Source organism: Luteibacter rhizovicinus DSM 16549 (genome assembly GCF_001887595.1).
In the GTDB taxonomy this organism is placed as follows: domain Bacteria; phylum Pseudomonadota; class Gammaproteobacteria; order Xanthomonadales; family Rhodanobacteraceae; genus Luteibacter; species Luteibacter rhizovicinus.
Genome location: NZ_CP017480.1, coordinates 4,112,152 through 4,133,213, shown reverse-complemented (window position 1 = coordinate 4,133,213; position 21,062 = coordinate 4,112,152). Strand labels below are relative to the sequence as shown.

The 21,062-nt window shown below is 64.3% G+C and carries 20 protein-coding genes and 1 pseudogene; 12 read left to right on the top strand and 9 right to left on the bottom strand.

Annotated elements, in window-relative coordinates:
* Positions 1-51: 51 nt before the first annotated feature.
* From guaB to BJI69_RS18830, 4 genes are all read left to right on the top strand, one after another.
* The gene (guaB, locus tag BJI69_RS18845; RefSeq protein ID WP_046969088.1) at positions 52-1,512 is read left to right on the top strand and encodes an IMP dehydrogenase; all 1,461 of its coding nucleotides are present in this window, start codon (positions 52-54) and stop codon (positions 1,510-1,512) included.
* An 82-nt stretch (positions 1,513-1,594) separates the two neighbouring features.
* Positions 1,595-3,151, top strand: a complete 1,557-nt coding sequence (gene guaA, locus BJI69_RS18840; RefSeq protein WP_046969089.1) for a glutamine-hydrolyzing GMP synthase — start codon at positions 1,595-1,597, stop codon at positions 3,149-3,151.
* Between the two features lie 187 nt (positions 3,152-3,338).
* Complete coding sequence (locus BJI69_RS18835; protein WP_219811406.1) at positions 3,339-3,836, top strand: helix-turn-helix domain-containing protein; 498 nt, start codon at positions 3,339-3,341, stop codon at positions 3,834-3,836.
* A gap of 102 nt (positions 3,837-3,938) precedes the next feature.
* On the top strand, positions 3,939-5,114 hold the full coding sequence (locus BJI69_RS18830; RefSeq protein WP_219811405.1) for a type II toxin-antitoxin system HipA family toxin: 1,176 nt from the start codon (positions 3,939-3,941) through the stop codon (positions 5,112-5,114).
* Between the two features lie 18 nt (positions 5,115-5,132).
* On the opposite strand, the gene BJI69_RS18825 is transcribed toward BJI69_RS18830, so the two are convergent.
* Genes BJI69_RS18825 through BJI69_RS18815 form a run of 3 tightly spaced genes read right to left on the bottom strand, consistent with a single transcriptional unit; the run spans position 5,133 to position 7,727 of the window.
* Positions 5,133-6,017, bottom strand: coding sequence for a hypothetical protein (locus BJI69_RS18825; protein ID WP_046969062.1), 885 nt, complete (start codon positions 6,015-6,017; stop codon positions 5,133-5,135).
* Positions 6,018-6,064: 47 nt separating this feature from the next.
* Positions 6,065-6,553, bottom strand: coding sequence for a thioredoxin TrxC (gene trxC / locus BJI69_RS18820; RefSeq protein WP_046969063.1), 489 nt, complete (start codon positions 6,551-6,553; stop codon positions 6,065-6,067).
* A complete protein-coding gene (locus tag BJI69_RS18815) occupies positions 6,519-7,727 on the bottom strand; it encodes an MFS transporter (RefSeq protein WP_046969064.1) in 1,209 nt (402 codons plus the stop codon). The genes trxC and BJI69_RS18815 overlap by 35 nt, the downstream gene beginning before the upstream one ends.
* A 99-nt stretch (positions 7,728-7,826) precedes the next feature.
* Between BJI69_RS18815 and BJI69_RS18810 the strand changes: the two genes are divergently transcribed.
* On the top strand, positions 7,827-8,273 hold the full coding sequence (locus BJI69_RS18810) for a winged helix-turn-helix transcriptional regulator (protein ID WP_046969065.1): 447 nt from the start codon (positions 7,827-7,829) through the stop codon (positions 8,271-8,273).
* Between the two features lie 10 nt (positions 8,274-8,283).
* Here BJI69_RS18810 and BJI69_RS18805 read toward each other — a convergent pair whose 3' ends face one another.
* Positions 8,284-9,174, bottom strand: a complete 891-nt coding sequence (locus BJI69_RS18805) for a LysR family transcriptional regulator (RefSeq protein WP_244890695.1) — start codon at positions 9,172-9,174, stop codon at positions 8,284-8,286.
* A gap of 241 nt (positions 9,175-9,415) precedes the next feature.
* Here BJI69_RS18805 and BJI69_RS18800 point away from each other — a divergent pair, with 241 nt between their 5' ends.
* The 5 genes and pseudogenes from BJI69_RS18800 to BJI69_RS18780 all read left to right on the top strand — a co-directional run bounded on the left by BJI69_RS18800 (position 9,416) and on the right by BJI69_RS18780 (position 13,373).
* On the top strand, positions 9,416-10,429 hold the full coding sequence (locus BJI69_RS18800; protein ID WP_046969067.1) for an aldo/keto reductase: 1,014 nt from the start codon (positions 9,416-9,418) through the stop codon (positions 10,427-10,429).
* 81 nt (positions 10,430-10,510) lie between these two features.
* A pseudogene (locus tag BJI69_RS18795) lies at positions 10,511-11,614 on the top strand (NADH:flavin oxidoreductase/NADH oxidase); the annotation flags it as partial.
* A 154-nt stretch (positions 11,615-11,768) separates the two neighbouring features.
* Positions 11,769-12,230: a nuclear transport factor 2 family protein gene (locus BJI69_RS18790; protein ID WP_046969069.1), complete on the top strand. Its 462-nt coding sequence runs from the start codon at positions 11,769-11,771 to the stop codon at positions 12,228-12,230.
* Positions 12,230-12,802, top strand: a complete 573-nt coding sequence (locus tag BJI69_RS18785; RefSeq protein ID WP_046969070.1) for a TetR/AcrR family transcriptional regulator — start codon at positions 12,230-12,232, stop codon at positions 12,800-12,802. Before BJI69_RS18790 ends, BJI69_RS18785 begins: the two co-directional genes overlap by 1 nt.
* Before the next feature lie 19 nt (positions 12,803-12,821).
* Positions 12,822-13,373: a DNA-3-methyladenine glycosylase I gene (locus BJI69_RS18780; protein WP_046969071.1), complete on the top strand. Its 552-nt coding sequence runs from the start codon at positions 12,822-12,824 to the stop codon at positions 13,371-13,373.
* A gap of 16 nt (positions 13,374-13,389) precedes the next feature.
* Here the strand turns inward: BJI69_RS18780 and BJI69_RS18775 are convergent, their stop codons facing one another.
* The 4 genes from BJI69_RS18775 to BJI69_RS18760 form a co-directional block, all read right to left on the bottom strand.
* Positions 13,390-16,179: a TonB-dependent receptor domain-containing protein gene (locus BJI69_RS18775; RefSeq protein WP_046969072.1), complete on the bottom strand. Its 2,790-nt coding sequence runs from the start codon at positions 16,177-16,179 to the stop codon at positions 13,390-13,392.
* Positions 16,180-16,579: 400 nt separating this feature from the next.
* Positions 16,580-17,074 (bottom strand): hypothetical protein, encoded by a 495-nt coding sequence (locus tag BJI69_RS18770; protein WP_052767326.1) that lies wholly within the window; start codon positions 17,072-17,074, stop codon positions 16,580-16,582.
* The gene (locus BJI69_RS18765; protein WP_053057354.1) at positions 17,046-17,579 is read right to left on the bottom strand and encodes a hypothetical protein; all 534 of its coding nucleotides are present in this window, start codon (positions 17,577-17,579) and stop codon (positions 17,046-17,048) included. Before BJI69_RS18765 ends, BJI69_RS18770 begins: the two co-directional genes overlap by 29 nt.
* A gap of 146 nt (positions 17,580-17,725) precedes the next feature.
* Positions 17,726-18,193 (bottom strand): carboxymuconolactone decarboxylase family protein, encoded by a 468-nt coding sequence (locus BJI69_RS18760; RefSeq protein ID WP_046969073.1) that lies wholly within the window; start codon positions 18,191-18,193, stop codon positions 17,726-17,728.
* A 111-nt stretch (positions 18,194-18,304) separates the two neighbouring features.
* On the opposite strand from BJI69_RS18760, the gene pdxR reads away from it, so the two are divergent.
* Together pdxR and tadA are read left to right on the top strand one after the other, a co-directional pair.
* Positions 18,305-19,711 carry a MocR-like pyridoxine biosynthesis transcription factor PdxR gene (gene pdxR / locus BJI69_RS18755; protein ID WP_046969074.1) on the top strand — a complete coding sequence of 469 codons (1,407 nt, stop codon included), beginning with the start codon at positions 18,305-18,307 and terminating at the stop codon, positions 19,709-19,711.
* Between the two features lie 29 nt (positions 19,712-19,740).
* Entirely contained in the window at positions 19,741-20,238 is a 498-nt protein-coding gene (tadA, locus tag BJI69_RS18750) for a tRNA adenosine(34) deaminase TadA (protein ID WP_425476892.1), read from the top strand.
* On the opposite strand, the gene BJI69_RS18745 is transcribed toward tadA, so the two are convergent.
* Complete coding sequence (locus tag BJI69_RS18745) at positions 20,235-21,062, bottom strand: NAD-dependent protein deacetylase (RefSeq protein WP_052767328.1); 828 nt, start codon at positions 21,060-21,062, stop codon at positions 20,235-20,237. The genes tadA and BJI69_RS18745 overlap by 4 nt on opposite strands.

The window sequence follows — 21,062 nt, the reverse complement described above, 5'->3', positions numbered from 1 at the left end:
TTGTTGCAACGCACGGTATAATGCCGCGATTTACTCGCGGGACTAATGCTCATGCGCATCCTTGCTGAGGCACTCACTTACGACGACGTGTTTCTGGTACCCGGCCACTCCACGGTCATGCCTCGCGACGTGGACACCTCGACGCGCTTCACGCGCGGTCTTCGCCTGAATATCCCCATCGTGTCCGCTGCCATGGACACCGTGACCGAGGCTCGCCTCGCCATCACCATGGCGCAGAACGGCGGCATCGGCATCATCCACAAGAACATGACCCCGCTGCTCCAGGCCGCCGAAGTGCGTCTGGTGAAGAAGTTCGAAGCCGGCGTCATCCGCAGCCCGATCACGGTCCGCCCGGATACGTCGATCGGCGATGTCATGGCGCTGACCCGCGCACACAACATCTCCGGCGTGCCGGTGGTCGACGGCGAAAAGCTCGTCGGCATCGTCACCAGCCGCGACCTGCGCTTCGAGCGCAAGCACGACGACCCGGTCCGCAACATCATGACCCGGGAAGACCGCCTCATCACGGTGAAGGAAGGCGCGTCGCACGACGAAGTGCTGGAACTGCTGCACCGCAACCGCATCGAGAAGGTCCTCGTCGTCAACGACGGTTTCCAGCTCCGCGGCCTCATCACGGTCAAGGACATCCAGAAAGCCCGCGACAACCCCAACGCCGCCAAGGACTCGCACGAGCGCCTGGTGGTCGGTGCGGCGGTCGGCGTCGGCGGCGACACCGAGCAGCGTATCGAAGCGCTGGTCGATGCCGGCGTGGACGTGATCGTGGTCGACACCGCCCATGGCCACTCGCAGGCCGTCATCGACCGTGCGGGCTGGGTCAAAAAGCATTATCCGCAGGTCCAGGTCATCGCCGGCAACATCGTTACGGGCGAGGCGGCGCGTGCGCTGCTCGACGCCGGTGTCGACGCGGTCAAGGTCGGTGTCGGTCCCGGTTCCATCTGCACCACCCGTATCGTCACCGGTATCGGCGTGCCGCAGATCACCTCGATCGACCTGGTCGCTACGGCCTTGAAGGGCGAGATCCCGCTGATCGCCGATGGCGGCATCCGCTACTCGGGCGACATCCCCAAGGCCCTCGCCGCCGGTGCGTCCTCGGTCATGCTCGGCTCGATGTTCGCTGGTACCGAAGAGGCGCCGGGTGAGGTCGAGCTGTTCCAGGGTCGCTCGTACAAGAGCTACCGTGGCATGGGTTCCATCGGTGCCATGCAGCTCGGCTCCAAGGATCGCTACTTCCAGGACGAGGCCGACGCCGACAAGCTCGTGCCGGAAGGCATCGAAGGTCGCGTGCCGTATCGCGGCCCGATTCGCAACATCATCCACCAGATGATGGGCGGCCTGCGCGCTTCCATGGGATACATGGGCGCGGCCAATATCGACGAGATCCACGAGAAGGCCCAGTTCGTGAAGGTGACCGGTGCCGGCGTGCGCGAAGCGCATCCGCACGACATCCAGATCACGAAGGAAGCACCGAACTACCGCCTGACCGACGCCTAAGGCGCTCGCTTCAGGTGACCCAGGACGCCCGCCACAAGTGGGCGTTCTGCTTTTTCAGACTTTCGAACTGCAGGCTGCCCCGATGACCGACATCCACAGCGACAAGATCCTCATCCTCGACTTCGGTTCGCAGTACACGCAGCTGATCGCCCGCCGTATCCGCGAGATCGGTGTCTACTGCGAGGTCTGGGCCTGGGACCATGCGCCCGACGAGATCCGTGGCTTCAACCCGCGTGGCGTGATCCTCTCCGGCGGCCCCGAGTCGGTCACCGAGGACGAATCCCCGCGCGCACCGCAGCTGGTCTTCGAGCTTGGCGTGCCGGTGCTGGGCATCTGCTACGGCATGCAGACCATGGCCGAGCAGCTCGGCGGCAAGGTTGAAGCCGGTCACCACCGCGAATTCGGTCCGGCCACGATTACGTTTGGCAGCTGCGCGCTGTTCGACAGCGTCGTCGAGGACGGCGAGGCGCTGGGCGTGTGGATGTCCCACGGCGACCGCGTGACCGCGATGCCCGACGGCTTCACGGCGACCGCTTCGACGTCGAGCCTGCCGCTGGCCGCCATGGCGGACGACGAGCGCCGCTTCTACGGCGTGCAGTTCCATCCGGAAGTGACTCACACCAAGCGTGGCATGGAGCTGCTGCGCCGCTTCGTCGTCGACATCGCCGGCTCCGCCACGCTGTGGGATGCCGCCCACATCATTGAAGACGCCGTCGCCCGCGTGCGCGAGCAGGTCGGCAGTGACCGTGTGCTCCTCGGCCTCAGCGGCGGCGTGGATTCGTCCGTCGTCGCCGCGCTGCTCGAGAAGGCCATCGGCGACCAGCTCACCTGCGTCTTCGTCGACACCGGCCTGCTGCGTTACCAGGAAGGCGACCAGGTCATGGCCACCATGGCCGAGCACATGGGCGTCCATGTCATCCGCGTCGACGCGCGCCAACGCTATTTCGACGAGCTCGCTGGCGTCGAGGACCCGGAAGCCAAGCGCAAGGTCATCGGCCGCCTGTTCATCGAGATCTTCGACGAAGAATCCGCCAAGCTCGAAGGCGTGAAGTGGCTGGCCCAGGGCACGATCTACCCGGACGTCATCGAGTCAGCGGGTAGCAAGACGGGCAAGGCCCACGTCATCAAGAGTCACCACAACGTCGGCGGCCTGCCGGAGCACATGAAGCTCAAGCTGGTCGAGCCGCTGCGCGAGCTGTTCAAGGACGAAGTCCGCCGCATCGGCGTCGAGCTCGGCCTGCCGCGCGACATGGTCTACCGCCACCCGTTCCCGGGTCCGGGTTTGGGCGTGCGCGTGCTCGGCGAAGTGAAGGAAGAATACGTCGACCTGCTGCAGCGCGCCGATGCGATCTTTATCGAAGAGCTGCGCAAGCATGGTCTGTACGACCGCGTCAGCCAGGCATTCGCCGTGTTCCTGCCGGTGAAGTCGGTGGGCGTGGTCGGCGACGGTCGGGCCTACGAGTGGGTGATCGCGCTGCGTGCGGTCGAGACGATCGACTTCATGACGGCGCATTGGGCGCACCTGCCGTATGACTTCCTCGATACGTGTTCAACTCGTATTATCAATGAGTTGCGTGGTATTTCTCGTGTGGTTTATGACATCTCGGGAAAGCCGCCGGCGACGATTGAGTGGGAGTGATTGAGCCCACCCGCGTGTCGATTCCGACATGACGGGACATGCAAGCCACGCCCGTCACGTCGTTCTCCAGGCCCAGCCTCGTCGGCGCCAGCGCAGCTGGATATTGTTTTTCCAATGAGCCGGCTCGCCAGGGACGGATGAGAATGATCGCAGTGACATTATTCTTTCATTTTCCCGTGGAAAGTGATTGAATAATGTCATTATGGCTAACAAGACCTCTCATCTCCTCCCTTCGAGCGAACTGCGCCTGCAGCAATTCGGTGAGCGCTTGCGTCTTGCGCGGCAGCGGCGTCATCTCACGGCAAAGCAAGTGGCCGAGCGGGCGGGGATGACCGTCGTCACACTCAGGAGCCTTGAGCGGGGAAGCCCGGGCGTTACGGTCGGTGCCTATCTGTCCGTCATGCAGGTGCTGGGTCTGGAGCAGGATCTGGATCTTGTGGCGACGACCGATGTCACAGGGAGAGCCATTCAGGATGCCTCCCTGACGCGCCGGTCATCGGGGGCGACCTTGCCCAGTCCCGGCCACGACCGATATCGCCGGGTAGAGCCGCCGGCGCCTGCGTCGGTAAACGAACCGCGTGCCTCGTACGCCGCCAAGATCGAGTCCCCCCAAGGCGAGGAATTCGTCACTTCGAAGGACCTGATCTCGCTGATCGTCCCGTTCGCCGCGCGCGAAGAGGGCTGAGCCATGGCCGATGATGTCATTGCCGTGTACACGGACTGGGACAGATCACGTGGTCCCCGACACCTCGGTCGTCTTCATTCGCATCGGACGAATGGGCGTGAGGTGTTCGAGTTCGAATTCGACGCCGCGGCGCTCGACGAGCCCCAACTGGTGAATCCGCGATTGGATCCACGGCTCGGCTTATACGCGGGCCGACAGTATCCGGCGCAGAACCAGGGATCGTTCGGACTATTCGCTGACGCCAGCCCCGACCGATGGGGAAGAATGCTCATGCGTCGTCGACTGGAACGTGAGCAGAGGGCGGGGCGTCAGGACCCGAGACGGCGTCTATATGAGTCGGACTACCTGTTGGGCGTTCACGATAGCTACCGCGTGGGTGCGCTTCGGTTCCGACTAAATGACGAAGGTCCCTTTCTTGACGATCAACACGGCATGGCTGCGCCACCGTTCGTGCAGTTGCGTGCCTTGGAAGCGGCGAGTCTTGCGCTCGAAGACGACGATCAGAACACATCCCCACGCGCGGACGAGTGGCTGCGCCTGCTGATTGCACCTGGCGGATCCCTCGGAGGTGCGCGCCCGAAGGCTAGCGTCGTCGATCCTGAGGGTGCCCTCTGGATAGCCAAGTTCCCCAGCGTCCGAGACGAACATGATGTCGGGGCGTGGGAAATGGTCGTTCATACGCTCGCTGGCGCCTGCGGCCTGACCGTGTCCGAAGCGCTGGTACGCCGGTTCAACGGGCAGCACCACACGTTCCTGGTAAAGCGTTTCGATCGAACCGTGGCAGGCTCGCGGTTGCATTTCGCTTCGGCCATGACACTCACGGGCCATGTCGATGGGGATGATGCATCGAGTGGCGTCAGCTACCTTGAACTCGCAAGAGTCTTGATGAACGAAGGATCGTCGACCGATGCCGATCTGCGCGAGCTCTGGTCGCGGATCGTGTTCAACCTGATGGTTTCGAATACCGACGATCATCTGCGGAATCATGGATTCCTTTTACATCCGGGGCGCGGGTGGGGGTTGTCGCCGGCGTATGACATGAATCCCGTCACCGGCGCCCACGGCCTGAAGTTGAACATCAGTGAGTTCGATAACGCGATGGACCTGGATCTCGTGCGATCGGTCGCTCCTTATTTCCGCGTTTCACAAGACGACGCCGATCAGATCATTCGGCGCCAGCGATCCGTTGTGGCGCAGTGGCGGGCTTTGGCGAATCGACTTGGGATTCCGAGTAGGGAGCAAGCAAGCATGGAAGAAGCGTTTCGCGCATCGACCTGACGCCGATGGTCGGGAGCACTATCGCGCCCCCGTCCCCAACCACCGCGCCAGATTCGCCACATAAAGCTCCGTCGACCGCTTCGCCTCAGGCGTCACGCGCAACGTCCCACCCGGCGCCTCACTGACAAAACTCGGCTTCCCATGATCCGGATCCCAGTTGTAATCGGCAAAGTGATGAAACGTCGATTGCGCCACGGCGGGGCCCATGCCATCAGGTTGCGGCTCGAAGGCAACCGCAATCGCAAACGGCGCACCGGTCACCTCACTCTTCCCCGTCGCGATCACGCGAGCACTGGCATCGCCAGCCGGCGCCGTCACATCGCCTTCGTGCGGATGGGAGGGCAGGTAGCGCAAGGCGCGGCCCGGGGAGTCGGGATCGGCCAGGATCGGATGCACGTCGCCTACCGGCTCGATTTTCTGGAAGTCGCCGTTGGCACCCGAGTGGAAATTCGGCCAGAGGATCGCGGTGGTGTACGGGTCATCGACAACGCGACGCGACACATCCGGATCGGGATTATGCGTATGGAAGTGATGCGCCTTGCCGATGCCCTGCAGGTCACACACCGAGCAGCCGAGATCCATGTGGTCGCGCGCGACGAGCAGGCCACCGCCGCGCTGGCGGAAGCGGTCGATCGCCGTGCGTTCCTCATCGTTGAGGCCGTCGCCAACATCCACGGCGAATAGCCAAAGCTGGTCGAAATCACTGCTGTCGAGCGTCGCCAGGACGGGATCGGACACGCCTGGCGGAGCCCCGCGATCCCGCGCCACAATGTCGTAAAGCGGCTCGCCATCGGCGGCCCGTGCCCGCCCGAGAACCTCGCGCAGCAATGAGAAGCGCGCGATGCTCCAGTCGTCGGCCGTGGGTTCGATGGTGGTCTGTAGAAGAATGCGTTGCGAAGTCATGGCAGGAAGTTTACGTGACGATGGGAGAATGATCGGCAAGGGAGAGATCAGCCGAGGCGAGCCTGCGCAAGCGTATTACCGATCCACTGCACGATGGCCTGCGTCGGCATGGCGCCCGAGGTGCGGGCGATCTCGCGACCCTTGTGGACCATGATCATGGTCGGAATACTACGGATGCCGTAACGGGCGGACATCTCCGGCATGGCCTCGGTATCGAGCTTGGCCATGCGAACGCGTGGCTCGAGTACTTTCGCCGCCGCTTCGAAGTTCGGGCTCATCGTACGGCAGGGGCCACACCATGCCGCCCAGAAGTCGATGACGACAGGTAGCTCGCTCTTCGCCGTGTGGCGTTCGAAATTCGCCGCAGTCATCTCGACGGCCTTGCCCGGAAAGAGTGCGTTATGACACGTGCCGCATTTCGGGTCTTGTCCCAACCTGTCCCGCGGCACGCGGTTGAGCGCGGCGTCGACGGGGCAGGCGACGATGACCGAGTCGGTATGGCTATCCGTCGGGGAGGGTGCAGGTTGTTCGGACACGCGGTGTTCCTCGTTCGAGTGTTGCGATCCAGAAGGCAAAGGCAGCGAGGCTGACGGCGGCGCCCAGCAGGCAGACGCCCGTCCATCTGGCGGTCGCGTAGACCGTGGTTGTCGCCATCGCGCCCAGGCCGCTGCCGGTTGCATAAAACAGCATGTATACACCGACCATACGACTGTGGGCGTCGGGCCGTCTTGTGAAGATCATGCTCTGGTTAGTGACATGAATGGCCTGCGCGCCGAGATCGAGCAGCACGATGCCGAGCAGGAGGGCCGCGATCGAGGTGCCCATCAGGGCCAGCGGCCCCCATGCGGCGAGTAGCAGGACAAGTGCGACCGCCGTCGTGCGTTGACCGAGCCCCTGGTCCGCCCACCGGCCCGCGCGGGCGGCGGCGAGTGCGCCGAGGGCGCCCACCAACCCGAACGCGCCGATCGCGGTATGGGAGTAACCGAAGGGCGGACCGCTCAGTGGCAGGACCAGGGCGCTCCAGAAGACGTTGAGCGCGGCGAACATGAGCATGGCGAGGGTGCCGCGAACCCGGAGCACGCGTTCGCTGCGCAGCAGGTCGAACATCGAGCCAAGCAAGCGCAGGTAGTTCATCGGTTGGGCAGCGGCGGGCAGACGAGGCAACGCTCTCCAGAGCATGGTGGCGAGAACCAACATGGCCATCGCCGAACTGGCATAGACCGCGCGCCAGCCCGCGAGGTCACTGATGCCGCCGGCAAGAACACGGGCCAGCAACAGGCCGACGAAGACACCCGACTGCGCGGCGCCGACGACACGACCGCGCTCCTCCGGGCCGGCGGCGCTGGCCGCGTACGCGATCAGTCCCTGGGTCATGGCCGTACCCAGCAGGCCGGCGCCAAGCATCCCGACGAGTAGCGCCATCGGCGCCGTGGAGAGGCTGATGCCGGTCAGGACGACGGCTAGCAGGACGGACTGGGCCAGCATCAATCGGCGACGGTTCCACAGATCGCCCAACGGTACGAGTAATAGCAAGGCCAGCGCGGAACCCAGCTGTGTGGCCAGCACGACGGCGCCGATCGCGGCGCGGGGGATCGCGAAGTCGTTCGCCAGCGCATCCAGCAGCGGTTGCGCGTAATAGACGTTGGCGACGCTCAGTCCACTCGCGCAGGCAAATAGCGCAACGAGGCCGCGGGGCAGGGCAGCAGGCATGGCTCTTCCTTCACACTGGTTGCAAATCAAAACTAGTTGAAGGGTAGGCAGTGTGGTTGCAAAATGCAACTTAAGTAATAAAGAGCCGAAGGATCTTCCATGACCACGAACCTTATCGATAACGATCGGACCTGCCCCGTAGGGCGGGCGCTCGATGTCATCGGCGATCGCTGGTCCTTGCTGATCGTCCGCGAGGCGTTCGATGGTGTCAGTCGTTTCGGGGACTTCCAGCGCGAGCTGGGCGTGGCTCGCAACATCCTGACCGATCGTCTGCGCAAACTGGTCGATGCCGGCATCCTGCTCAGTCAGCCCGCGGCCGATGGCAGCGCGTACCAGGCCTACGTGCTCACGCCGAGCGGGGAAAACCTGTTCCCCATCGTCGTGGCACTGCGCCAGTGGGGTGAAAAGCATCTCTTCACGCGCGGCGAGAAATACTCCCGCCTCATCGACATCGGCACGGGCAGGCCGGTGCCGCTCATGACGCCGCGTACCAGCGAAGGACGCCCGCTATCGGCCAGCGAAACGCGGGTGAAAAAGGTGGTGTGAGCCAACGTGCTCAATCCCGCCGGAACCAATCCTCCGAGGCCGGCACCCGCTCGGCGAGAAAATCCACGAACGCCCGTATGCGCGTGGCCAGATGCTCATGACCGACAAACACGGCATGCGTCACCTGGCGCTCGCCGGCATTGAAGTCCTCGAGGATGGGCACCAGCCGACCGGCGGCGATGTCCCTGTCCACGTGATACGACGATAGCCGGCCGATCCCCAGGCCGTCGACAGCCATGCGCCGCAGCGTCTCGCCGTTGTTGGCCTGGAAGTTACCGCTGACCGGCACGGATCGGCTCTTCCCGGTGGCGGGATCGAGGAAGGGCCAGGCATTGAACGAGCGGGCCAGATTGAAGACCAGGCAATTGTGCGCGGCCAGGTCGTCGGGGCTGGCCGGCGTGCCACGTCGTTCCAGATAGGCCGGAGAGGCAAACACGACGTGCCCCGCCTCGCTGATCTTGCGCGCCTTCAGGCCGGAGTCGGGCAGCACGCCGACACGGATCGCGACGTCGGCGCGGTCTTCCACCAGGTCGACGATGCTGTCGTTGAGCGACAGGTCAAGCTCGACCAGTGGGTAGGCGGCGAGGAATTCGGGAATGAGGGGGACGATCTTCCACACGCCGAACGACACCGAGGCGTTTACCCGCAGCTTTCCGGACGGCGGCGCGGCACCGCCGTGCGCGACGAGGCGCTCGGTCTCGTCAATGTCAGCCAAGACGCGTAACGCCCGTGCGTAATAGGTTTCGCCCTCGGAGGTGAGTTGCAAGGTGCGTGTGGTGCGCACGATCAGGCGTGTACCGAGGCGGCTTTCCAGCCGGGCCACCAGTTTGCTGATCGCCGAGGGCGAGAGGCCGAAACTCCGCGCGGCGCCGGCAAAGCTGCCCGCCTGCACGACGCGCATGAAGGCTTCCATCTCGCCCGCCCGGTTATCCATGCCGCCACCTATTCGTGAATTGAAAGCATGAGTGTCGATAGCCGTACCCGTCTTGCCGCCGGCACTCCCGGGTTTCATATTACTCGTCATAAGCCGAGGTGAGGCCAGCTAGTGGCCTCCTGTGCGGATTTGCCCCGAGTCACATTCGTGATGACACGGAACGAATCGGCCGCCACGGCTCCCCCCCCTTCATCTGGAGACATCGATCATGACCATCCGCGACAAGCTTCTGGCCGGCCCGCTGGGCTTCGGTACCGCCCCGCTGGGCAACATGTTCCGCGACATCCCCGAGGACGAGGCCGCCGCGACGGTCGAGGCCGCCTGGGCGCAAGGCACGCGCTTCTTCGACACCGCCCCGTTCTATGGCGCCGGCCTCGCCGAGATCCGCCTGGGCAAGATCCTGGCGAACCACCCGCGCGACGAGTACACCTTGAGCACCAAGGTCGGCCGCATCGTCCTCGACGAAGTGGAAACCGGCGCCCGGGAGTTCGGCGAGAAGGGAGGCGTGTTCGCCCACGGCCGTCCGAACAAGGTCATCAACGATTACTCGGAAAAAGGCACGTACCAGTCGATCGAAGACAGCCTGAAGCGCATGAATGTCGGGCACATCGACTTTGTCTGGGTGCACGACATCGCACAGGATTTCTACGGCGACGAGTGGCTGGCCATGTTCGAGACGGCTCGTACCGGCGCGTTCCGTGCGCTCGATCGCATGCGCGACGAAGGCGTCATCAAGGGCTGGGGCCTGGGTGTGAACAAGACCGAGCCGGTGGAAATCCTGCTGGGCCTCAGCAACGCCCGTCCGGATGCGACGCTTCTGGCGGGACGCTACACGCTGCTCGATCACGCCCACGCCCTCCAGCGCCTGATGCCGGCCGCGGCTGAGCGGGGCGTCGATATCGTCGTCGGCGGTCCGTACAGCTCGGGCATCCTCGCCGGTGGCGCTAACTTCGAATACCAGGCGGCGTCGCCGGAGATCATCGCGCGCGTCGACCGGATCAAGGCCCTGGCCGCCAAGCACGAGGTCCCGGTGAAGGCGGCTGCCGTGCAGTTCGCCCTGGCGCATCCGGCTGTCGCGGCAGTGATCCCCGGCGCAAGCAAGCCCTCGCGTATCGCCGAAGACCACGCCGCGCTGAAGGCTGTCATTCCCGTCGACTTCTGGCGCGAGATGCGTCAGCAGGGTCTCGTATCGCCGGATGCGCCGCTGCCCGGCAACGCCTGAGCGACCTTTTCTTCAAGCAACCGACACCCCACCACAGGTATCAAGCTTCATTCCCCACGTGGTACCCGAGGAGACACCTTCATGGCGCAACCCGCGCTGTTCAAACCGATCCGCGTACGCAACCTCGACCTGAGCAACCGGATCGTGATCGCGCCGATGTGCCAGTACTCGGCCGAGCATGGCCGGATGAACGACTGGCACCTGATGCATCTGGGCCAGCTCGCCAACTCGGGCGCGTCCCTGGTCACCATCGAAGCCACGGGTGTGCTGCCTGAAGGGCGCATCACCTGGGCCGATGTCGGCCTGTACGACGACGAGACGGAAGCGGCGATGCGGCGGACGCTGGAAGGCGTGCGCAAGTGGTCGAACGTGCCCATCGCCATCCAGCTCAACCACGCAGGGCGCAAAGCATCCACCGACACGCCCTGGGTCGGTGGTGCGCAGCTGGCGCCGGACGACGTTCACGGCTGGCAGACCGAGGCGCCGTCCGCCATCGCCTTCCTCGACGACTACGTGCCGCCGACCGCGCTGGATCGCGAAGGCCTTACCCGAATCCGCGACGCCTTCGCCGCCGCCGCGGTGCGTGCCGCGCGGCTGGATATCGATGTCGTCCAGTTGCACGGGGCGCATGGCTACCTGCTGCATCAGTTCCTCTCGCCGATCTCGAACCAGCGTACCGACGAGTACGGCGGTTCGCTGGAAAACCGCATGCGCTTCCCGCTCGAGGTGTTCGACGCCGTTCGTGCCGCGTTCCCGACCGATCGTCCCGTCACGATGCGCGTGTCGGCGACCGACTGGGTCGAGGGTGGTTGGGATCTGGAACAGACGATCGTCTTCGCCCGCGCTCTCGAAGATCACGGTTGCGACGCCATCCATGTCTCCACGGGCGGCCTCGATGCCGCGCAGAAGATCCCGGTCGGCCCCAGCTACCAGGTGCCTTTCGCCCGCGCGGTCAAGGCGGCGGTGAAGATGCCCGTGGTCGCGGTGGGCCTGATCACCGAGGCCGAGCAGGCCGAGGCGATCGTCGCCACCGGCGATGCCGACATGATCGCCCTGGCGCGGACGGTGCTCTACGACCCGCACTGGCCGTGGCATGCGGCGGCGCAGCTGGGTGGGCAGATCCAGCATCCCCCGAAGCAGTACCTGCGGTCGCAGCCCTCGCGTCACCGCCACCTGTTCGCCACGCCCGAGCACATGCGGGCCGAGGCGGGCTGGACCCAGGACGGCGACGGACATTTTTCCTGACGAGATTGCCACCGCTCGCTGCGACAAGATGCGCCAAGCGCGCCAGTGTACCGATCGGTACACTGGCGACTCCTAACCCGCAGGAGTGCCTCCGATGGCCGCGCCCGTTCCTCCGTTCACCCATGAATCCGCCGTGCAGAAAGTCCGTCTGGCCGAAGATGGCTGGAACAGTCGCGACCCGGCCAAGGTCGCCCTCGCGTACACGGTCGACACCCAGTGGCGGAATCGTGCCGAGTTCGCAAGCGGCCGTGACGAGGTCATCGCCTTCCTGACCCGCAAGTGGAAGAAGGAACAGGAATACCGGCTGATCAAGGAGCTCTGGGCCTTCACCGGCGACCGTATCGCCGTGCGCTTCGCCTACGAGTGGCATGACGACAGCGGCAACTGGTTCCGTTCCTACGGCAACGAGAACTGGGAGTTCGATGCCAAGGGCGAAATGCACCATCGCTACGCCTGTATCAACGATCTGCCCATCGCCGAAAGCGAGCGCAAGTTCCATTGGCCGCAGGGACGTCGTCCGGACGATCACCCCGGTCTGTCCGACCTGGGCCTCTGATGGCGCGTGCCGTATTCGAGCGCGCCGACGTCATCCCGTTGGTTGCCGAGGCCTTCCGTGAACTCGGGTACGACGGCGCAAGCATGAGCCGGATCACCGAGCGCACCGGGCTGGGCAAGGGCAGCCTCTATCACTTCTTTCCGGGTGGGAAGGAAGAGATGGCGGCGGCTGTCCTGGCCGACGTGGACGACTGGTTCGAGCAGCATGTCTTCGTGGCGTTGCGCGAGGGCGAGCCGGAGGCGGCCCTCGCCGCCATGTGGCGGGATGTGGACGCCTACTTCCAGTCGGGTGGCCGCGTGTGTCTGGTCGGTGCGTTTGCGCTGGACGAGACTCGCGACCGATTCGCCGCGGCGATCTCCGGCTACTTCGTCCGCTGGATCGACGCGCTGGCTTCGGCCCTGGTCCGGCTGGGGCGTGAGGAGGGGGAAGCTCGCGAGCAGGCCGAGGACACGGTGCTGGGTATTCAGGGCGCCCTCCTGCTATCCCGTGCGACACAGGATGCGGCAACGTTTCGGGCGGCGCTGCAACGGATGGCGCGTCGCCTCGGAACCACGCATCATGCCCAGCTGTGAACGCATCCGGGAACGATCGATGAGCAAGGACATCAAGCGCTGCGCATGGGCTGGCAGCGATCCGCTATACACCGACTACCACGACACGGAGTGGGGCGTGCCGCTGCACGATTCACGGATGCTGTGGGAGCAATTGATGCTGGAAGGCTTCCAGGCGGGGCTAGCCTGGATCACCGTCCTGCGTAAACGCGAAACCTTCCGCAAGGCCTTCAAGGGATTCGAACCGGCCAGGGTCGCGCGTTTCACCGAGAAGGACATCCTGCGCCTCCTCGACGATCCGGGCATCATCCGCTCGCGCGCGAAGATCGAGGCCACGATCAACGGCGCACGCGTCTATGAAGAGATGAAAGCACGCGGCGAAAGCTTCGATGCCTATTGCTGGTCGTTCACCGACGGCAAGGTGCTGCGCGGCGACGGACGTACCGTGCACGCGCAGACACCTTTGTCGGTAACGATCTCGAAAGACCTCAAGAAGCGCGGTTTCAAGTTTGTCGGTCCGACCATCACTTACGCCTGGATGCAGGCCGTAGGCATCGTCGACGACCACGCCATCGGCTGCTTCCGGCGCTGACTCCTTCGGGCGCTGACTACAGCTTGACCTTGACGCCCAGGTTGAAGAACCGGCCGATAGCGCCGTCCTGGGCGTAGGTCGGGTTGTAGTTGTTGCCGGCGTAGTTGGCCACGTCCAGCGGCGCCTTGCGATCGAACGCGTTCATGATCGACGCGGTCACGGCGATCTTCGGCGTGAACTGGAAGCTGCTGGTGAGGTTGAACTCGGTGAACGAGCCGACGCGGCAGCTGGAATAGCCGTCTGGAATGCAATCGCTACCATACACGTCCGGCGCCGTGTTGGTCATCCCGCTGGTGTGATAGAACGTGCCGGTCACGGTGAGGTTGTTCCAGATCATCGTATTCGACCACGACTCGCGATAACGCGGCGTACCGGCGCCCGACGACAGGTTATACGGCCCGTGCGTGCCCGCGAACGATTCCACCGTGCCATCGGGAAGGGTCAGCTTCCAGGTGAAGATGTCCGTACCGCTGAAGTCGGATATGTACTGGATACCGTTGTCGAAGGTGAAGTGCGCCTGCAGATCGACATCGAGGCCGTTGGTCTTCAGCGAATTGGCATTGATATAGCTGCCAATCACTTCGATCGGGCGAGCCAAGGCGGTGGGATTGAGCGGATCGGGTTTGTCGGCGATGACCTGGGTGCCCGCGGGCAGGGGTTGGCCTGCGTAATAAGCGTCCAGGATCGAACCGGCGTCGGTCGACGTGATCACATCGGTTTTCTTGATGTGATAGTAGTCGAAGGATGCATTCAACCAGGTCGTCGGCTGCAGCACGATGCCCAGCGTGTAACTCTTCGCCCGCTCCGGCTTGATGTTCTTGTTGGCATCGGTGAACTGGGCCAGCTGGTACGCCTGTACATAGCCGTTATTGCCATGCTCCGCCGCGAAGGATGCGGGCGGGTTGTAGGTGACAAAGCCTTCATTGGAGCTGGAGCCATTCTCGGAGAAGCTCGGCGCACGCACGCCCTTCGAGAAGGTGCCGCGCACAGCCAGCCAATCGAATGCCTTCCATTTCAGGCCCAGCTTGGGCGCGAACTCGGTACCGATATCCGAATAGTGATCGACGCGGCCGGACAGGTCCGCCTCGAGCGAATCCAGCAACGGTGCATCGAATTCGAGATAGGCGCCCTCGACGTCGCGGCTGCCCTTGGTCTGCGCATTGCCCAGACCCTGGAACTCGTTGTCGGGATTCAGTGTCGGGTCGTTCTGTGCTTCGTGGCGTAGCTGTATGCCGGCCGCCATGCCGAGCGCACCACCGGGAAGGTCGAACAGCGTGCGATTGGCCGCCAGGTCGATGGCATCGAGATCCGAGGTCGAGGTCTTGTTGTAGCCCGGCGCGAGGGCATTACGTACGGCGGCGCTATTGGAGGAGGGGTTGAGGAAGTTGTAGCTGCCGGTATTGACCGCGTTGATCAGGCCCGCGTACGTCAGGTAACCGTAGAGCTGGGTATCGAGGCTGGTGTGATTGAGCACCAGTGCCGCGTCGTAGTTCCACTCACCCCAGGTACCGGCGACATCGCCGACGATGCGAAGGTTGTGGTTGTCGTACGTGCCACCGCGGGGAATGTCACCGAACGCATAGTTGATCAGCGCAGCCTGGCCGCTGGCTGCGTAAGGGTTATTCGGGTTGAGGCTGCCGTTGCTCAGATAGGCAGGCAGCGCGATGTTATTGGTGTTGTTCGGCGTCGATCCCTGGATCTGCGCCGGCGTGGTGACCGTATCGGTCTTCGTCTCCATGTAGCTGAGCGACACGTACGCCTTGGTCGTATCGTTGATCTTCACGGTGAAGCGGCCGTAGACGCCGCCTTCCTTCATTTTGGCCTGGATCTGGTCGTACTGCGCCACGGTGTTTTGCTGGCAGTAGGTGCCCGAGCTGTCGTTGGTGAGCTTGCCTTTGGGACCGCAACCGCCGGTCAGCAGGCTGGCGGTCGCACCGGTGTTCGGCACGCCGGTGGTGACATCGCCGGGCGTGCCCAGGGTGCCCGGCGTTACCGAACCATAGATCGAACCGGAGCCGTTCGCCGGCTGGCCGGTCTGCAGATTGGCGCCACCGATGCCGCTCAGATCCGCCGTGTTGTACGGGAAGCCACGGTCGCCCGCGCTGATGGCGTTGTCTTCCTGGTACTGGGCACTGAAGTAGGCGTTGTAACCGTCCTTGTTCAGATCGCCACCGCCCGCAAGGAAGGTCGCCTTGCGAGTGAAGCCGCCACCGTGCGCCGAGTTGCCCACGTCCGCGGTGGCCTCCATGCCTTGATAGCCAGGCTTGAGGATCACGTTCACGACACCGGCGATTGCGTCGGCACCGTACAGCGACGAGGCGCCGTCCTTCAGCACTTCGATACGGTCGACCGCGGCGAGCGGGATCGTATTCAGATCGACGAAGGAACGCTGACCATCATCGGCTACCGCGTAGTTGGCGGCACGGTGCCCGTCGATCAGCACGAGGGTGGAATTGACCGTCAGGCCGCGCAGGGCGACACCGGACGAGCCCGCGGCAAAACCGTTGGTGAAGCTGTTCGGAATCGAGCCGCTGTTATCGGCCGATATCGAACGGACCACATCGGAAATCGTGGTGTAACCGCTACGAGCGATGTCCTTGGCGGAGATGGTCGTCACCGGCGAAGCGGTTTCGGTATCGATACGCGGAATTGCCGAGCCAGTCACCGTGATGGTCTGCAGCGTGCTGGGCGCGGCAGGGGTCTCCTGCGGAGCGGCGTCATTGCTGGTCGACTGCGCCCACGCGGTACTGGCGACAGGAGTGAGGAGAAACGCGGCCAGAGCGCACGCGAGTTTATTACGTTTCATGATGACGACCCTTGAGCTTATTTAAGGCAAAGTGAGCTCGCCCGACACGGTGGTCAGGTGGCTAAACGGCGCTAGAAATAACGAGGTCGTTAGTAGGGGAAGGCCTCGTCTGCTATCGAGTCTTTCATCATCATCGGGTGTATACAAGCAATTAACACACGCGCTGGGAATTACGGTAGAGACCGTTTTTCCAGGGGAAATCGTAGGTGTGTGCGAAGCATGTCGTCGGGGGCATGTCGTCTTTTCAAGACGTTACGGAACGCGTTCGCAATAGCGTGAATTTAATCCGCCTCAAGATCCCACGTTGGTTTCGTTTTCATTTCGTCTAAATGAATCGCAGGCAACGGGACGTTGAACCCAGGGGAATCCCGGGTTCAATTGTCATGTGCGCGGCGCTGATTCAGTACGAGCCGGGCGGGGCCTTCTCACCCAGCCATCCCTCGTCGGGACGCTTATGCGCTTTCACGCCATGCCAGAAGGTCAGGGCGCGCAAGGCCCATTGCCGACCGATCGCGAAGGCGAGGCCGAGCGGTGCCTTGATGGCATCGCTTAGCGGCGACACGCCGGGGTAGGTCGGCGTGACGTGCAGGTATTTGCGACAGACGCGATTGAACTGATGCACACGTGCAAGATGCACGGTGTGTCGGGTGTAGAAGGTGACGCCGACGGAGACCGACACACCATTGCCCGGTGCGGCCCAGTCCGTGGTGGTGTGGGTCATGTGCGGCGAGGTGGTCGGAAAGTACACACCGTGGCCGGGGCCGCTGTCGAACTCATGGCTCGATGCGCGCGAGGAATCCTTGAGCCTGACGTCGCGTAGCGTATGGCTGACGATGAAGTCTTCGACATGGGCGGCTGTCACCGCCTCACGATCGGAAGGTTCCCAGACGCTCAATACTTTCCGGCCATGCAGTTGGAGCCAGAAATTGTTTTCGCGATCGATGTGGAATGGCGTCACCGAGGGTGGCGCCGAGATGAAGATGAAACCCGTGACGTTGAAAGATGCCCGGCTGCTCGCGCTCGATCGTCGAGCGGACCCCGTCGATGATGGATTCCAGCAGGGCGCGATAGCGGGGTATCGCTTCGACGTTGTAGAGCGCGATCCACGAGCCGGTCTCTTCGATCCGCGCGAACACCTCGTCGATGTCTCTCCCGTCGGGATGTCGTGCGTCATGGCGGAAGGCCGAGGCCTGGGTCATGCCCGGCTTGACGAAGCGGCACTGCTCCCGCGGCATCAGCTCCTTCGCCAGCCGCGCAAGCTCCGGCAGCTGGAACAGCGGATGCTTGTCGAAGTCATGCCGCAGCCGGTTGATCCGGTGCGTCGAAAATCCCTGTGGATCGAGAGGCTGCACGCCCATGATGATCGCTCCCCTGTTGGCCAGAGCCGCCGTGTCAGGCATGGGAAAAGCGTCGTACTAACCGATGCGCGTCGCCACATCACCAACGGTCTAAACGTTAGGTATTGCGTATTTTTACCGGGCGGTCGTCGTGCGGCCCGGAAACGGAAAGAGGCCCTTGCGGGCCTCTTCGTCGCTTCCGGAAACGCTCAGGCCGCCCTGGCGAGACGCGACGCCGTCACCGGCTTATTACGAAAGGCCACTCCCATTCGGTTGAACGCACTCATCAGCGCGATCGCGGTGGAGAGGTCGGCGAGCTCCTTGTCGCTGAACTCGGCGGCAGCCGCCTCGTAGTCCGCGTCCGGCACGCCGGTGTCGGCGACCAGGGCGAGCGATTCGGCCCAGGCCAGGGCGACCTGTTCCCGCTGGCTGAAGACATCGCCGGATTCGCGCCAGGCCGAGGTCAGGATCAGCTTTTCAAACGGGACGCCGTGCTTGTGCATGTCCTGCGAGTGCATGTCGATGCAGTACGCGCAGCCATTGATCTGCGAGACGCGGAGGAAGACGAGGTCGATCAGGTGCTTGTCCAGGCCGCTCTGCGAGAGGTAGCCGTAGACGGCGACAAAGCCCTTCATGGCGTCGGGAGCGATCTTCATGTAATCGATGCGGTTGCTCATGGTGTGTACTCCGGCAGAGGAAAAGGATGACTCGGTAGGGGACTAGCTTGCGATCGGAACGGGTCATCGAAAAGAGCCAAGACTCGCTTTTTGGGATGTACCATCCCAGCCATGGACGGTTCTTTCGGCATATCCATCGATCGGGCGGGGCGGCTCTCGCTGTCCGACCAGATAGCGGACGGCATCCGTGCCGCCATCCGCGAAGGGCGCCTTGCGCCGGGTGCGCGCCTGCCATCGTGGAACGACCTCGCCACCCAGTTGGGCGTGGCCCGTGGCACGGTGCGCAATGCGTACGAGCGGTTGGCCGATAGCCAGTTCATCGTGGCTGCCGGGGCGGCGGGGACACGCGTCGCGAAACGCCCTCCCGGCACGCGGCCGGAGCCGGACGTGCCGCGGCCGCGCCGGGCCTTCGGCGCGTTTGCGTCCGGACCCTCGCTACCGGCCCCGTTCCAGGTCGGCGTGCCGGCAGCGGACCTGTTTCCCGCCGCGCTGTGGTCACGCATGCTCGCCCAGGCTGCGCGCGATGCCGCCATGATCCCGGCGGGCTATCCCGATCCTCGAGGCGAACCGCGACTGCGCGCCGAGATCGCCGGTTACCTCGCGGTGGCGCGTGGCTTCGCCTGCCAGCCGTCCCAGGTGTTCGTCACCAACGGCTTCGCTGGCGCCCTCAGCATCGCCGTGCGGGCGCTCAAGCTGCACGGCGAACAGGCATGGGTCGAGGATCCGGGCTATCCCTTCGCACGCACGGCGCTGGCCTGGGCGGGGCTCACGTGCGTGCCGGTACCGGTCGATGGCGAAGGGCTGAACGTGGCCGCGGGTATCGCTCGTGGGCCGGACGCGCGGGTCGCCCTGGTCACCCCTGGCCAGCAGGCGCCGCTAGGCGTCACGCTTTCGCTGGATCGGCGGCATGCCTTGCTCGACTGGGCCCATGCGGGGGATCGCTGGATCATCGAGGACGACTACCTCGGCGAACTCCAGCTGGCCCGGCGCGCCGCACCCGCGCTGGCCTCCATGGACGCGCGGAGGGTCGTGCATATCGGTACCTTCAGCAAGACGATCTCTCCCGCCTTGCGGGTGGGGTACCTGGTCGTGCCGCTCGATCTGATCGATCAGGTCGCCGAGGTCGTGGGCACCCTCGATCCCGCGCCGTCGCCGTCGGTGCAACTGGCACTGGAGGCGTACATGCGCGGCGGCCATTACCTGCGTCATCTGCGTCGCATGAAGCGTGCCTATGCCGAGCGCCGCGACGCCCTGATGACGGCGTTGACGCGTCTGGGCGTCGACCATGAGCCCGCCGGGCTCGCGGTTCATCTCCGCCTGCCCGAGGGTGCGGACGACGTGAGCGTGGCACGGGAGGCACTGGCCGAATACCTGTCGCCAATCCCCGTATCGCCCTGGTATGCCGGTGCGGCCAAACCGCGGAGTGGATTGCTCCTGGGTGTGACCAATGTGCCGCCGGATCACGCGACGTTTTTCGCCGAGCGACTGTGGCGCATCGTGCAGCGCCAGGTCACATGAGATAATCGTCCTTTCACCGGAACCCTCGCTTGTCCATCACCCTCGATACCCTCCCTGAGCCGACCGCTCCCTTCAGCGACGCCGACCACGCGTGGATGACGCGCGCCCTCGCGCTGGCTGAGCATGCGCGTGATGTCGAGGGCGAAGTCCCGGTGGGGGCCGTGCTGGTCATGGATGGCGTCATGGTCGGTGAGGGCTGGAATCGCAACATCACGCTCAACGACCCCACGGCGCACGCGGAGATCCAGGCCTTGCGGGCCGCCGGGCAGGCTGTGTCCAACTATCGCTTTCCGGGCTCGACCCTGTACGTGACGCTGGAACCTTGCGCCATGTGTGCAATGGCCATGGTGCATGCGCGTGTCGGCAGGGTCGTGTACGGCGCCACCGATCCGAAGACGGGTGCGGCAGGCAGCGTCTTCGACACGCTGGTGTCCGAGCGGCACAATCATCGGGTTGCCGTGCAGGGTGGCCTGGAAGCCGAAGCGGCCAGCGCGATGCTGCGCCAGTTCTTCCGCGCGCGCCGCTAGGCGTAGGGCGCCAGCGCCTCGGCGCAGGATTGCTCGATTTTCAGCGTTATCAACGCATCGGCGCGCGTCACACCGAGATTGATCGACGCGATGGGAAGCCCGCGCCGTGAGGCTTCGAGCACGAAGCGATACCCCGAGTAGACCATCAGCGACGAGCCGACGACGAGCATGGCGTCGGCGCGGCCCAGATGAGCCCATGCGGTATCGACGCGCGCGCGTGGCACGTTCTCGCCGAAGTACACCACATCGGGCTTGAGGATGCCGCCGCAGACCGTGCATTCGGGGACCTCGAAGCGGGAGAAATCCACGCCGTCGAGATCGGCATCGCCATCGGGCGCGATCCTGGCGTGGAGTGACAGCCAGTCCGGGTTCGCCGCTTCGAGCCGCGCCTGCGTGGTGTCGCGGCGGGTGATGTCCCCGCACTGCATGCAGCGCACGCGATCGAGGCGCCCGTGCAGGTCGACGACGTTGAGGCTGCCCGCGGCCTCATGCAAGCCATCCACGTTCTGGGTGAGCAACAGCTCGATGCGGCCTGCGTGCTCCATCGCGGCCAGGGCGCGGTGGGCCACGTTCGGTTGCACGCTGCCGAAGTGTCGCCAGCCGATCATGCCGCGCGCCCAGTAGCGCGCCCGCGCTGGTGGACCGCTCATGAACATCTGCAGGGTCATCGGCGGGCTGCGTTTCCACGCGCCCTGGACATCCCGGTAATCGGGGATGCCCGAGTCCGTGCTGATGCCGGCGCCGGTGACGACGAACAGACGCGGATGCATCTGCAGGAATGCGCGTAGCGAATCGTCGTCGTCGAGGGCGGGCAGGGTGTTCAC